This window comes from Streptomyces sp. CB00455 (assembly GCF_001905445.1).
Classification (GTDB): Bacteria; Actinomycetota; Actinomycetes; order Streptomycetales; family Streptomycetaceae; genus Streptomyces.
In genome coordinates this window covers 916,301-929,473 of the sequence record NZ_LIVQ01000001.1, presented here as the reverse complement: position 1 = coordinate 929,473, position 13,173 = coordinate 916,301, and the positions used below count along the sequence as shown (strand labels likewise).

At 73.3% G+C, this 13,173-nt stretch carries 10 protein-coding genes; 1 reads left to right on the top strand and 9 read right to left on the bottom strand.

The window, feature by feature from the left end; all coding sequences use genetic code 11:
• Positions 1 to 31: 31 nt before the first annotated feature.
• The 5 genes from AMK16_RS04260 to AMK16_RS36140 all read right to left on the bottom strand — a co-directional run bounded on the left by AMK16_RS04260 (position 32) and on the right by AMK16_RS36140 (position 4,811).
• The gene (locus tag AMK16_RS04260) at positions 32 to 541 is read right to left on the bottom strand and encodes a hypothetical protein (RefSeq protein ID WP_073908693.1); all 510 of its coding nucleotides are present in this window, start codon (positions 539 to 541) and stop codon (positions 32 to 34) included.
• A 91-nt stretch (positions 542 to 632) separates the two neighbouring features.
• Positions 633 to 1,631: an SCO0930 family lipoprotein gene (locus AMK16_RS04255; protein WP_073908690.1), complete on the bottom strand. Its 999-nt coding sequence runs from the start codon at positions 1,629 to 1,631 to the stop codon at positions 633 to 635.
• Positions 1,632 to 1,792: 161 nt separating this feature from the next.
• Positions 1,793 to 3,241, bottom strand: coding sequence for an NADH-quinone oxidoreductase subunit NuoF family protein (locus AMK16_RS04250; RefSeq protein ID WP_073908687.1), 1,449 nt, complete (start codon positions 3,239 to 3,241; stop codon positions 1,793 to 1,795).
• Complete coding sequence (locus tag AMK16_RS04245) at positions 3,238 to 4,035, bottom strand: hypothetical protein (protein ID WP_107417043.1); 798 nt, start codon at positions 4,033 to 4,035, stop codon at positions 3,238 to 3,240. Before AMK16_RS04245 ends, AMK16_RS04250 begins: the two co-directional genes overlap by 4 nt.
• Before the next feature lie 479 nt (positions 4,036 to 4,514).
• Positions 4,515 to 4,811: a hypothetical protein gene (locus tag AMK16_RS36140; protein WP_073908681.1), complete on the bottom strand. Its 297-nt coding sequence runs from the start codon at positions 4,809 to 4,811 to the stop codon at positions 4,515 to 4,517.
• A gap of 24 nt (positions 4,812 to 4,835) precedes the next feature.
• On the opposite strand from AMK16_RS36140, the gene AMK16_RS04235 reads away from it, so the two are divergent.
• Complete coding sequence (locus AMK16_RS04235; protein ID WP_079191304.1) at positions 4,836 to 6,020, top strand: PucR family transcriptional regulator; 1,185 nt, start codon at positions 4,836 to 4,838, stop codon at positions 6,018 to 6,020.
• A 687-nt stretch (positions 6,021 to 6,707) separates the two neighbouring features.
• Here AMK16_RS04235 and AMK16_RS04230 read toward each other — a convergent pair.
• The 4 genes from AMK16_RS04230 to AMK16_RS04215 all read right to left on the bottom strand — a co-directional run bounded on the left by AMK16_RS04230 (position 6,708) and on the right by AMK16_RS04215 (position 13,043).
• Positions 6,708 to 8,093 carry a DUF1996 domain-containing protein gene (locus AMK16_RS04230; RefSeq protein WP_073908678.1) on the bottom strand — a complete coding sequence of 462 codons (1,386 nt, stop codon included), beginning with the start codon at positions 8,091 to 8,093 and terminating at the stop codon, positions 6,708 to 6,710.
• Between the two features lie 9 nt (positions 8,094 to 8,102).
• Entirely contained in the window at positions 8,103 to 8,768 is a 666-nt protein-coding gene (locus tag AMK16_RS04225) for a DUF4142 domain-containing protein (RefSeq protein ID WP_242438568.1), read from the bottom strand.
• A 342-nt stretch (positions 8,769 to 9,110) separates the two neighbouring features.
• Positions 9,111 to 10,256 (bottom strand): ABC transporter substrate-binding protein, encoded by a 1,146-nt coding sequence (locus AMK16_RS04220; RefSeq protein ID WP_073908673.1) that lies wholly within the window; start codon positions 10,254 to 10,256, stop codon positions 9,111 to 9,113.
• Between the two features lie 120 nt (positions 10,257 to 10,376).
• Positions 10,377 to 13,043: a SpoIIE family protein phosphatase/ATP-binding protein gene (locus tag AMK16_RS04215; RefSeq protein ID WP_073908670.1), complete on the bottom strand. Its 2,667-nt coding sequence runs from the start codon at positions 13,041 to 13,043 to the stop codon at positions 10,377 to 10,379.
• Positions 13,044 to 13,173 lie beyond the last annotated feature (130 nt).

Here is a 13,173-nt window from a genome sequence, read left to right as displayed (position 1 = left end):
GACAACTGGCCGACACGCCGCGCCCGCGGGCTCAGTGTCCGGCGTCCGCGTGGGGGGAGTGGGCCGCGTGGTCCCCGTGGTCCGCGCCGGCCTCCAGCGTCCCGCCGAGCCGTTCGCGCAGGGTGCCGAGGGCCTCGGGGGACGGGGCGGTCACCACCCAGCGGCTGCCCACCAGATAGGTGCCTCCGTACACGCGGGCCTCGGTGAGCCAGGAGCGCAGTCCCTGGTCGGCCGCGAAGGTGACCATGCGGAACGCACCCTCGCCGGTGTCGCACCCGCCTTCCCGCAACTCCTCGGCCTGCACGTCCACGTGCGCGGTACAGCCGACGGCGGCGGCGATCTCCTCGATCGACGTGGACGGCGCGGCGCCCTCCCCGGCCGCGGCGGACGGCGCGCTCTCCTGCGCACGGGCTCCGCCCCGCGCCGGGCCGCCGGCGCAGCCACCGGCCAGCAGCACGGCGCAGAGCGCGGCGAGCCCCGCCGATGCGAACGGGACCCGGCGGCGGTGCGGGAGGTACGGGCGGACGGTCGACGGCGCCATGGCTGCTTCTTCCTCACTGGCCGGTCGGGACGGGGGCCGTGGTGCCCGGGGTGGGAGGAGCCCGGGCACCACGGGTCGGTACGGGCCGGTCCTAGCTCACCGCCTTCGCCTTCTTGCCCTTGTCGGTCACGGCGAACCAGAGGCCCTGCTTGTTGTGCCCGTTGATATCGCCGGGCTCCTTGTCGCCGGTGAAGAGATAAACCGGCCAGCAGTCGATCGTCAATTGCTCGGAACCGTCGGGGCGTTTTACCGAGCCGACCAGTTCGGCGGAAATTCCCGTCACCTTCGTCTTGTCGACGGGCTTCGCGGGCTTCCAGGTGTCCAGGCAGGCATCGAGGCAACCGAATTTCATCGGCCAGGCGCTGTCCTTGTCGAACCGGTAGAGCGTGCGGCCCTCCGCGTCGGCGATGATCGCTCCGAGCTTCGCGTTCTGCGCGACGGACAGTTCGGCGCCCTGCGCCTGTGTCGCCGCCTCCGGCTTCCTGGCCGCGCCGGCCGGCTTGCCGTCGGCCCCCAGTACGTGCCAGGTGCCGCCCACGCCCTCACCGAGCGCGTCGCCCGCCTTGGTGTCCTTCGCGTAGCGGTAGGCCGGCCAGCCCGCGACCGTCAGCTGCCGGGTGCCGTCCGCCCGGGCGACAGAACCGAGGAGACCCGCGTCGATGCCCTCGCCGGCCGTGGCATCGTCCGCCGCCACCGCAGGCCACGTCGTGGCGCAGTCCCCTTCGCAGTTGGACTTCGGGGGCTTGGCCGTGTCCTTGTCGAAGCGGTAGAGGGTCAGGCCCCCGCCGTCGGTGACTCCGCCGCCGATGTTCGGGAGCTGCGCCACCTTCAGCGTTCCGGCCGGCCCGGCCTTGCCGGTCGCGGCCGCCGGGTCGGCGCCGGAACCGCTGCCGTACCCCCCGTCCGTGCCGGCTCCCACGGCCGCGTCCGACCCGTAGGCGCCGTCCGCGCCGTACGCCGCCCCGACCTTCTTGCTGTCGCCGACCGGCTGTACCGCATTCCCCTTGCCCGGGGGTTTTTCGGCAAGTCCACATCCGGCTGTCAGCAGCAGTACTGCGATCGCCGACCCGGCGAATATCTCACGACGCATTTTCTTCACGATCTCTCCTTCAGGTTCGGTGCCGACTTTTCGTAAATCCCTTCGCCCATTGATACGGGCCCGGCGCCGAACGGAGTTCACATCACCTGGAATTTGTCAGATCGCGCCAAGAATGAACGCGCGCCCCGTCCGGAGCCGTGCACCGGCCCGGTTCAGTCCTGGATCCGCAGCGCGAGGGCGGGGCAGCGCCGCACCGCCCGCAGCGCCTTCGGCCGCAGCCGGGCCGGCACCGGCATGGACGCCTTCGCCGGGTAGCCGTCCGCGTCGAGCTGGACGACGTCGGGCAGGACGTCCACGCACAGCCCGTGCCCCTTGCAGAGCGTCCAGTCGACCACCAGCCGCTCCGGGCTCTCGTCCTGCGGCAGGGGCAGCGCCCCCAGGACCCGTCTGCCGCATCCGCTGCCCAGGGCGTGGTCGTGGAACTCGTCGGGGAAGGAGGCGAGCGCCGAGGCCACGAAGTGCGAGGTGCCGTCCGGGTGGCTGCAGGCGCCCCGCCCCCGGACCGACATCAGCCGTGCCTCCACCGCCTCCAGGGCCGCGCCGCCCCCGCCCCGGACGGCTTCGTCCAGTACGTCGGCCAGGGCCGGCAGGCCGCGCACGCAGGGCCCGCACTGGCCCGCCGTCTCCTTGGCCATCCACCGCGTCACCCGCGCGACCTCACCGGCCGGACAGGTGTCCTCCGGAAGCGGCAGCACCGCCCCCGCCCCCAGCACCGCGTTGAAGGAGGCCAGGGACTGCCGGGACACCTGGGCGGAGCGGGCGGCCACCGGGTCCAGCCATCTGCCGTGGTAGCCGCCGACCAGTACGCCCTGTCCCGGATCGGTACCGCACAGTTCCAGGACGTACGGCAGCGAGGCCCCGGTCGGCGTCTCCACGACGGTGGTGCCGGCCACGGTCAGCAGGACCGTGCCCGGCTCGGTCGGAAGTCCGGTCGCGCGGTAGTCCTGCGCACCGAGCCGTGCCGCCACGGCGAGCTGGGCGAAGGTCTCGGTGTTCGACAGCAGGGTCGGCGCACCCGCCAGCCCCCGCTCGCTGGTCCGTACCTTGCGTCCCGAGGGGACCACGGCGCCGCCGTTCAGACCGCTGACGAGGGCGGTCCCCTCTCCCGTCACGAAGCGCTCGGGAAGCAGGGCCACGCGCACCCGGCGGCCGGCCGGACCGCGTTCCGCCACGGCGTCCCGCACCGACTGCTCCACGTCCGCCCGGGTGACCCCCACCACCACGTCGTCCGCGCCGAGCGCGGCGGCGGCCAGCAGGGCCCCGTCGAGCACGAGGTGCGGGGCGTGCAGCAGCAGGGCGGTGTCTTTCAGACAACTCGGCTCCCCTTCACTGCCGTTGACCACGACGGCTGGAGCGGTGTCCCGGCCACGGGCCGAGCGCATGACCGCCCGGAGCTTTCGCGCGAAGGGGAAACCCGCGCCGCCGCGGCCGCGCAGGTCGATGTCGTCGGCGAGTTCGACCAGTTCGTCCGGGCGGTACCGGGGCAGGGTGCCGTGCGCGCTCAGATGGGCGGCGCGGTCCAGCCGCGGAACCTGGTCGAGGCCGGCCAGCAGCCGGGGAGCGCCTACACAGCCGAGGCCGGGGCGCGGCGCGGCGTTCACAGCCACCGCTCCGCCGCCGCGGGCTGCTCGCCGTACAGCTGGCGCCTGCCCGCGGCCCGGCCTGGCGAGGCCGCCACGGCGTACGGCCGGGCACGCGGACGGCGCACCGCGGCCGGCCCGGCGGAGACGAGCGGACGCCCGCCGCGGCCGGAGCCCGGGCGCGGCCCCGGGACGGTGACGGTGACGACCGGTCGGGAAACCTCCTCACGGGTACGGGACTTGAGGCGGAAGAAGAGGACGGCGGCGACACCGACCAGGCAGAGCGCGTACGCGGTCGTCACCCAGGCACCGCCCGGGCGGCCCGCCTTCAGCCCGTGCACCAGGGACGCGCCCCAGGCCGGGTAGGCGCCGAAGTGCAGCGCCCGCCACCACAGGGAGCGGCTCTTGGTGGCGAACACGCTGCGCACCGCGCCGGAGACGGCGACGGACACGAACAGGTAGCCGGCCAGGGTGCCGAGGCCGATGACGACGGGCTGGTCGCGGTCCGCGAACGGCACGACCGCGGAGGCCGCGCCGGTCTGCTGTTTCGCCACCTTGATCCATATGTGCAGGGCCAGGAAGGACAGCCCGGACACGGCCAGGCCGCGGTGTGCCCCTTGGGCGAGCAGCCGGTGTCCCGGACCGAGCAGCACCCGGTCGGTGGCGGCGAGCCCCCACAGGACCGTGGCGGTGAGCGAGACGAGCGAGAGCACGCCCGCCCCGAAATCGAGGAAGTCCGTCACGTGGGTCAGGGCGCCCACGCGGACCACCACGACGGCGGAGATGAGAACGGCCAGCACCACCGGGGTCGCCACGGGGTATCGACCCCTGCGACGGGCTCGGTGCGAGCGGCGTGTGTGAGGCTGGGACAGGGGCATCCAGATCTCCTGTGGCCCTGGGCTTCCGAGCACTCCACCTGGCGCTCGGCACCCGGGGGTTGTTGTCGCTCGTGCCCGGCAGCGCTGTGAAATTCCTGCGCCGGCCGAGGAGCTTGGGGCCGGAGTGCAGAAGCATCGTGGAGCCGCCCGGTGCCTCCACGGGATTTATCGAAACGTGATAATTTCTCGCAGCGCGTCTCCGGCGCATCGAACAACACCGGAAGATTCCCCTCCAGCGGAGGTTGCGACAGGCCACCGCGCCGCCCGCCGCCTACGCGTACCCGACGGCAAAATCAAGGCAAAACCACGGGACCGTTGGTGGCCGGACCCCTCCAGGAGGGAGTACGAGGATCGCAACTCTCTTGCTGTACAAGCCTGTTGGCATGAGAGGCCCCCTCGGGGGGCTCGTCGCTGCGTCACCGGACGAGCCTCACCACGGCACGAACGAGGAAACGATGTGCGAACTTCTGAACCGCATCTGGTCCCGCCCCCGCGGAGAGTGGACCCGCGTCCTGCGAAGGGAACTCCCCGCGCTGGCCGCCGAGATAGTGGAGGAGCTTCTGCATGGAATTCCGGGATTTTCCACACTTATCGATGACAACGATGCCATCGATGACGAATTGCTCAGACAGCGGGTGGAAGAGGCCCTTCTCACCGCTCTCGGCTACCGCGACGCGCGCCACGGCCACGCGGGCAGGGACCAGGAGCGACATAGGCGGCAGACGGCCGGGAGGCACATGGACGAGGACGGCGGCGGGATCCGGGGCGCGGCCGCAGGAGCGCAAGCGGCGGTGACCGGGGCCGGGGCCGGGGCCGGGGCGACGCCCGGGGCCGGCTCCGCTTCCCTGGCCCCGTCCCTCGCCCTGGCCGCGGCCCCGGCCGTGCCCGGGGGCGAGGGTGCGCGGGAGCACGGGCGGGAGCACGGGCGGGAACACACGCGGGGTCACGAGCGCGAACACGAGCGTGAGCACGCGCGGGAGCACGGGCGCCCGGGTGAGGAGGGGGGCCTCGGCCGGGGCGCGGCGCCGAGCGGGGGCCGGGTTCCGGACGGGGGTCGGGTTCCGGACGGGGTCCGGGTCCCGGTCGAAGGCGGGGGGGAGGCCCCGGCCCGGGTCCGGGCCGGCAGCGACCAGGCCCGCCAGGAGCTGTTCCAGGCCCTCACCGACGACCGGGCCGCCTGCGAGACCTCCCTCGCCGAACTCGCCGAGGCGGCCGGCTGGACCCTGCCGGTCTCCGTACGGGCCGTCGCGCCAGCCACACCCGGTGAGGTCCAGCAACTGACCACCGTCATGGACGACGCCCTCGCCGGAACGTTCGCCAGCCGCCCCTGCCTGCTCGTCCCGAGCCCCGACCCGGACACCCGCGCCCCGTTCGAACTCGCCCTGCGCGGACGGCCGGCAGCCGTCGGACACGCGGTTCCCCTGCGGGACACCGCCTCCTCGCTGCGCTGGGCGCTGCGGCTGCTCGCGCTGACACCCACCCGCACGGGCCCGGACGCCCGGCCCGTCTTCGTGGACGACCACCTCTCGACCCTGCTGCTGCTCCAGGACGAGCCGCTGGCCCACGCGCTGGCTGCCCGCTGGCTCCGTCCGCTGGCCGACCTGACCCCGCGCCAGAGCGAACGGCTGGAGGTGACGCTCCTGGCCTGGCTGGAAGGCGGCGGCGCCCCCGAGGCCGCCAAGGCCCTCAGCGTGCACCCGCAGACCGTCCGGTACCGCATGCGGCAGCTGGAGAAGTTGTTCGGGACCGGCCTGCGCGACCCCCGCACCCGCTTCGAGCTGGAGATGGCCCTGCGCAGCCGCAGGCTGATGGCCCAGGTACGGCGCCAGCACTCGCGGGTCGGACGCAGGGCGGGGCGCGTCGTCACGGCCGACTTCACGCCCGTCGTGGTCGGCCGGATGGCCCGCGTCAACGGTTTGTGACCCCCCACAGCGCACGGCAGACCGGCCCGGCCCCGTACCTTCGGGGACCGGGCCGGTCCGCACGCATGCGCGCCCGTCCCTGAGGGCGGCGGTACGGGTAGCCGCCGGGACGGGGCGCCCGACGGCGCGCCACGCACGTGGGCCGTAGTAGCCGTAGTGGCCGTAATCGGCCGTACGGGCTGTCGGCCGCGGCGTCCGCAAGCCGCACGGCTGTCGGCCATGGTGTCCAGAGGCCGCGAGGCGCGCCTCGCGCAGTCCCTCCCCGGCCCGTCCACCTGGCCCGTCCACCTGGCCCGTCCACCTGGCCCGTCTTGCCGGTCCGTCCACCCGCCCGGGTCACCGCGCTCGGCGAGCGGCCCGAGTGCGCGTCGGCCGCCCGCGGAAGGCCGTGCGCGGCCAGGGCCGGAGCCGTTCGCCCCGCAGGGACAGGCACGGGCCGAGCGTCTGCGGCAGGAGCTCGCACGGGCCGGCGCCGGCCACCGGTGTGCCGGCCCGCCGGCGGCCCCCGTACGGCAGACCGCGCCGCGCCCGTGTCCCGGGCGCCGGGCCCCGGCGCCCGGCCGGGCACACGGAAGCGGTGTTGGCCCGAAGTCGGCTTCGGACCAACACCTTTCCCGGGCGGCGCGCGGTGCGAGGGGGAGGGCGGGCACGCCCCGCCCGGGAGTCCGCAGGGCCGTACCGCGGGCGTCAGCGGCAGGTGCGCCCGCCGTTGATGCAGCCCACGGCGGTCGCCATCAGCTTGTCCGGCATCACGTTGATGAAGTCGTCGTGGTCCGTCACCGGCTTGTGCAGTTGCTCCGGGAAGCTGTCCACGGCGAACCGCGCACCCGGGGCGACGCCGTAGGTGAGCTTCTGCACCAGCTGCGGGATGGCGGTGAAGCCCTTCGGGCAGCGGCCGTCGCGGTCGGGGAAGGCCACGTGGGTACGGTGGTTGGCGCTGTCGGCGTTGCGGCCGTCCCAGCAGCTCTGGAAGGTGAAGGTGCGCACCACGTCACTGCCCTTGGGGCAGATCGGGTACTTGTCCTTCAGCTGGCGGTTCTCGAAGCCGGTGCAGCTCCACGAGGCGTTGGCGTTGGCCGTGCCGTTGGTGAAGGCCTTGGCGTCACCCGTGATGATCCGCAGGAAGCGGGGCATCGCCTTGACCTTGCCCACCGGGCTCCCCTTGAAGGTGATGGACACCTGCTTGGGCCGCAGGATCGTGCCCACGTTCGCGTCCTGCCCGCCACCGGGCGCCTTCGCGTCCTTCTCCGCCTTTCCGTCGCGCAGCCGCAGCACCGGCCAGTAGTAGCTGGAGAGGTCGCCGTTGCTGCAGGTGGTGCCGGCGGCGGCGAGGCTGTCGTTGGTGGAGAAGCCGTCGGTGGACTTGTTGCCGACGTAGTCGTGCATGTGGTGGGCGCCGTTGGAGACTCCGGGGGCGACGATCACGTTGTCCGGATTGGAGTGGCCGTTCTCGTTGCGTCCGCACTGGGAGCTGAAGGAGCCCGAAGAGGCACCGGCCGCGGCCCCGGGGGTGCGGACGTTCGGCCGGACCTTGCCGATGGCGACGAAGTCGCTGCGCGCCGGGCCGCCCTTGCCGCCGACGTTCCGGGCGAGGCTGCCCTGGTCCTCGGCGGCCGCCGCGGCCGGGTCGTCCTGCGCCGCCGCCTCCTTCATCTGGCAGCCGCTGAGGGACTTGAGCTCCTCCGGACGCGGGGCGGACCGGGCGATCGCGTCCGACATGCGGCCGATGGTCTTGTCGCGCTTGCCCTGGAGCTCACCGAGGAGGGCGTTGCCCCCGGCCTCGCCGCCGGCCAGGCGCCGGTAGGCGTCGGCGACCTGTACGTCCAGCTCGGCGAGGCTCTCGTCGACCTCGGTGCGCGCCTGGCCCGGCACGGAGGTGAGCCGGTCGCCCACGTCGGGGCAGTCGATGGTGGCGGTCACCTGCGTGGCGCCGCCGGGACTTCGGCCTCCGTCCTGGCCCGCGTTCGCGTTGCCCGCGACGACGGCTACTCCGCCCCCGCCCAGGACCAGGGCGGCGACCATGGCTATGACCTTGCTGGACAATCGGGGGCGTTTGTGGCCCTTTGCGTTCATGGGATCACTTCACTTCGTCGATCGGACGTCGGTGGAGGGGGTGGGGGTCACGTCGGGGACGACGAGCGCGTCGAAGTCGACCAGCCCGCTGTCCTCCAGGACCGTGATGTGGTCCAGGACCGTCGTGTTGGCTGATGTGGCGAGGGCTCGGACCATGGAGTTGCGGGTCTGGGCCCGTATCTGGGCCAGGAGCGCGAAGACCTTCCCGTGCGCCCGGCGCAGCAATTGGACGAACAAGCGCTCGTATTCGTCACCCTGGGCCCGGGTCAGCTGCCCCAGCCAGCCCCGCTGCTGTTCGGAAGGCTGGTTGGGCAGGTCGATGCCGAGGGCCTGGCCGACCTGGATGACCTGCCGGTCCAGCTCGGTGTGGCCCTCCACGAGGTGCTCACCGGCCGTGCGCACCGCAGGGCGCGTCCCGCGCTGCTGGGCCTGCCGCCCGGCGGGCAGCTCCCACAGGCCGGCGAGCCGTACCTTCCGTACGAAGTCCCGGTCCGCGGGGGTCAGCGGCCCGTACGCCGTGCTCATGGTGCCGGCCCCGTCGTCGTCGGCGGCGGGGCGCGCGGCCGCGGCCGAAGCCCGGCCGCCGAACTTCTCGACGGGTATGAGCAGCGCGATCAGCGTGAGGGCCAGGGCGGCGATGACGAATCCGCTGCCGATCGTGTATCTCGCGGCCACTGAAAAGCTGCTGATGGGTCGCCGTCGCAGTGACAGCACGGTGCCTCCTTGGTCCGGGGGCCGGGAGGGGCAGGCGGGGCCGGAGGGTCCGCACGGGCCGCCGTGCGGTGCACACCCGCATTCCCGGGGTGCCACGGGACGCTAGTGCCAGGGCCGGTGCCCGGGGAGGGGGACCATCACCATCGGATAAACAACCGGACCGGGCCCCGAAAGGGTGGTATTTTGCCGCGCCCGCGTACCGTGCGCCGCACGGCCCCTGCGCCCGGTCCCCGTGTGCCCGGGAGACCCCCGCCGACCTGGCATGCGGAGCGCCGCAGGGGAGCCGGGACCACCCCCCGGCCCTCAGCCCGGGACGGCCTCGGCCCAGCCGCGGTTGACGGTCTCCCTCGCCTTCTCCGTCTGTGCCTCCGTCGGAAACGTCGGCGTGCCCTCGACCGTCGGCAGTTTCTCCGCGGCCATCTTGTCGAGGGTGCCGTCCTTCTCCATGGCTTCCATGAGGACGGGGCGCGCATAGGCGGCGAGCCGGATGTTCTGCCCTTCCGGGCTGAAGGCGTACTCCTGCCACAGACGTGCCGCGGCGGGGTGCGGGGCGTCCTTGTTCACCCCGCTCGCGTAGTACTCGGCGAAGCTGCCGTCGAAGGGGATGGCCGTCCGCCAGTCGACGTCCGACCCCTGCTCGCGGAACTCCTCGGCGTACCCGAGGTTCAGGAAGTCCCAGTCGATGCTGATCGGGGTGCGGCCCTTCGTGATCGTGGCCGGTGAGGATTCGACCGGGATGAAGTTGCCGCTCTTGCCGAGCTCGGCGAAGAAGTCGATGCCGGGCTGGATGTCGTCGAAGGAACCACCGTTCGCCAACGCCGCGCCGTACACTCCGGCGAAGGCGGATTCGGATCGGGTGGGGTCGCCGTTGAGGGCGACCTGGCCCTTGTACTCGGGCCTGCGCAGATCGGCGAAGGTCGAAGGGCAGGTCTTGACGCGGTGGGCGTCGCAGCCGATCGAGATGTAGCCGCCGTAGTTGTTGGACCAGCGGGCCCGGGGGTCCTTCTGTTCCCTGGGGATCGCGTCGTACGCGGCGACCTTGTACGGAGCGAGCAGGCCCTCGCGGGCCGCGGACTGGGCGAACGACCTGCCCACGTCGATCACGTCGGGGGCGCGGCCTGCTCCCCGGTGCTCCTTCAGGGCGTTGATCTCGCCCTGGCTGGTACCTTCCGGGTCCTCCACCAGCACCTTGATCCCGTACTTCTTCTCGAAGCCGTCGATCAGTGCGCCGTAGCCGGCCCAGTCGCGCGGCAGCGCGATCGTGTTGAGCGTGCCCTCCTTCTTCGCTGCCGCGGCCAGAGCCGCCGTGCCGCCGGCGTCCGCGGCTGAGGTGGCCACGGCGGGCGCTCTGGGCGCGGGGGCGGGTTCGTCTCCGCAGGCACCGAGGGCCCCCGCCGCGAGGGCCAGGCAGGCGGCGACGGAGGCTGTCCGGATGCGGGGTGCGGACACAAAGGCTCCATAACGGGCGTTCGCGTACAGATCGAAGCCAGCGTACGTTCGGCGGCCCCGGCAGCGCAGTCCCGGACGGTGGTGTCCGCCGTCTTCCCGCGGCTGCCGTACCGGTGCGTCTCAGAACCCCTCGTCGTCCCACCCGGCCAGGAGCGCCTCCCCGAGATCCATCGAGGGCGGTGCGGCCCCGTCCTGGAGTGCCTGCTCGCTCCAGATGATCTTGCCGCGGTCGGTGTAGCGGGTGCCCCAGCGCTCGGCGAACTGCGCGACGAGGAACAGGCCGCGGCCGCCCTCGTCGGTGGCCTCGGCCCGGCGCAGGTGCGGGGAGGTGCTGGAGCCGTCGGAGACCTCGCAGACCAGGCTGCGGTCGTACAGCAGCCTCACCCGGATGGGCTCGGTGCCGTGGCGGATGGCGTTGGTTATCAGCTCGCTGAGGATGAGTTCCGTGGTGAAGGCGATGTCCTCCAGGCCCCAGTCGGCCAGGCGGCGGGCGCAGGCGTTGCGCACCGGAGACACCGCCGCCGGATCGGGGGGCACCTCCCACTCGGCGATCCGGGCGGGGTCCAGCCGGCGGGTGCGGGCCACCAGCAGCGCGACGTCGTCGCTCGGTCTGGCGGGCAGCATCGCCTCGATCACCACGGTGCAGGTTTCCTCCGGGGTGCGGGCGGGCCCGGCCAGGGCGGCGCGCAGCGCTGCCAGGCCCGCGTCCGGATCGCGGTCCCGGCTCTCGATCAGCCCGTCGGTGAACAGTGCCAGCCGGGAGCCTTCCGGCAGGGTGAGGGTCATGGTCTCCATGGGCAGACCCGCGCCCAGGCCCAGCGGCGGGGAAACCGGCACCTCGGGGAAGGACACGGTTCCGTCGGGGTCGACCAGAGCGGGTCCCGGATGCCCGGCGGTGGCCGCGGTCACCTGCCCCGAAACGGGATCGTAGATGGCGCACAGGCAGGTCGCCCCGGTGATCCCCTGCCACTCCTGCTCGTCGGTGTCGATGTGCGCGACCAGCTCGTCCAGGTGGCTCAGCAGCTCGTCCGGGGGCAGGTCGAGGGTGGAGAAGTTGTACACGGCGGTGCGCATGCGGCCCATGGTGGCGGCCGCGTGCAGACCGTGGCCCACGACGTCCCCGACCACCAGCGCCACCCGGGCGCCGGGCAGCGGGATGACATCGAACCAGTCACCGCCCACCCCCGCCTGCGCGGCCAGATACCGGTGCGCGACCTCGACGGCGGACTGCTCCGGTACGCCCCGGGGCAGCAGACTGCGCTGCAACGTGACGGCCATGTGGTGCTCGCGGGTGTAGCGGCGGGCGTTGTCGACGGACAGCGCCGCCCGGGCGGTCAGCTCCTCGGCGAAGGACACGTCCTCCTCGTCGAACGCCGGGGAGTCCTGCCCGCGCCAGTAGCCGGCCATGCCCAGCACCACGCCGCGGGCCCGCAGGGGCACGACGATCAGGGAGTGGATGCCGCGGTCCAGGATCTGCAGGGCGTTGGCCTGGTGCTGGGCCCGCCAGCGGTGGGTGGCGCGCAGGTCCGCCTCCAGGACCGCCCGCCCGCCGGCCAGCCCGGCCGCCACGGGACCGGTGGGTGCGAAACGGATCAGCTCGCCGACGGGGGACAGCGGGTGATCGCCCCGGAGGCCGACGACCGCGGTCCGGCGCATCTCGGTGCTCGCTTCGGGAGGCTCCTCGCCGCGCAGCACCGGGTCCAGGAGGTCGACCGTCACCACGTCGGCGAACCGTGGGACCGCCACCTGTGCCAGTTCCTCCGCGGTGCGCTCCACGTTCAGCGTCGTGCCGACCTGGACCCCCGCGTCGTAGAGCAACTTCAACCGCTCGCGGGCCACTTCGGCCCGGCCGGACAGCGCCCGCAGCTCGGTCGTGTCCCGCAGCGTGACGACGGTCCCGGCCGGCCCGTAGGGGGCGGTGGGCCGGATGTTCAGCGCGAGCAGCCGATCGGCCGCCATGTGCAGCTCGTCGGTCGCGGGGCGGCCGGAGGCGATCGGACCGGCGATCGCCTCCTCCAGGCCGAGGTCCGCGACGGGGAGCCCTTCCGCGTCCGCCGGCAGGTCCAGCAGCCGCCGCGCCTCGTCGTTGGCCAGCAGCAGCCGTCCCCCGCTGCCGACGATCAGTACGCCCTCTCGCACCGCGTGCAGCACCGCATCGTGGTGCTCGTACATCCTCGTCATCTCGGCCGGTCCCAGGCCATGGGTCCGCCGCAGCAGCCGACGGCTCACCAGGGCCGTCCCGCCCGCGGACAGGGCGAGCACCGCGGCCGCGCTGCCGAGGACGACCGGCAGCTGCCGGTTCACCATGTTCTGCACGTTCTGGACCGTGACCGGGGAGGAGACGACGGCGATGACACGGCCGGCGGGGTCCTTGACGGGGACCACCGAGACCACGGACCGGCCCAGGGACCCCTGGAACGTCTCGGTGAAGGACTTGCCGGCCGCCGCCTTGGAGAAAGGGCCCACGACGCGCTTCCCGATCTGTCGTGGATCACGGTGGGTGAGGGTGACCCCGTCGAGGGAGTACACGTTGATGCCGTCGACCTCGGCGATCTTCCGGGCTGCCTGCGCGCGCGGCTGCAGCACCGCGCTCGGATGGGGGCTGCGCAGCGCCGCGACGATTCCCGGGGATTCGGCGAACGTGCCGGCGGCGGCGAGCGTACGGTGCCGGGCGTCCAGCATGGCGGCGCTCCGGGCCTGCACCACGAGCGCGACCACCGCGGCGGCGACGAGGAGCATCACCACGGCCAGCTGCAGGAGGAACACCTCGCCGGCCACGCTGCGCACGCTCAGCAGGGAGGACAGACGCTGCGGCCGCCCGGCCCCGGCCCCCGGGCGCCGGGCGCGCTCCCGAGGCCCCTGGGGGCGTCCTCGGCGGGGACGCCGAGGGGGAGAGGGGGAGCTCGTGGCCGAGCCG

What these genes read in the sequence shown, in the direction of transcription:
- AMK16_RS04260 (WP_073908693.1), bottom strand. Translation starts at nt 541, where the DNA reads ATGGCGCCGTCGACCGTCCGCCCGTACCTCCCGCACCGCCGCCGGGTC.
- AMK16_RS04255 (WP_073908690.1), bottom strand. Translation starts at nt 1,631, where the DNA reads ATGCGTCGTGAGATATTCGCCGGGTCGGCGATCGCAGTACTGCTGCTG.
- AMK16_RS36140 (WP_073908681.1), bottom strand. Translation starts at nt 4,811, where the DNA reads ATGTCGCTCCTGGTCCCTGCCCGCGTGGCCGTGGCGCGCGTCGCGGTA.
- AMK16_RS04235 (WP_079191304.1), top strand. Translation starts at nt 4,836, where the DNA reads ATGGACGAGGACGGCGGCGGGATCCGGGGCGCGGCCGCAGGAGCGCAA.
- AMK16_RS04230 (WP_073908678.1), bottom strand. Translation starts at nt 8,093, where the DNA reads ATGAACGCAAAGGGCCACAAACGCCCCCGATTGTCCAGCAAGGTCATA.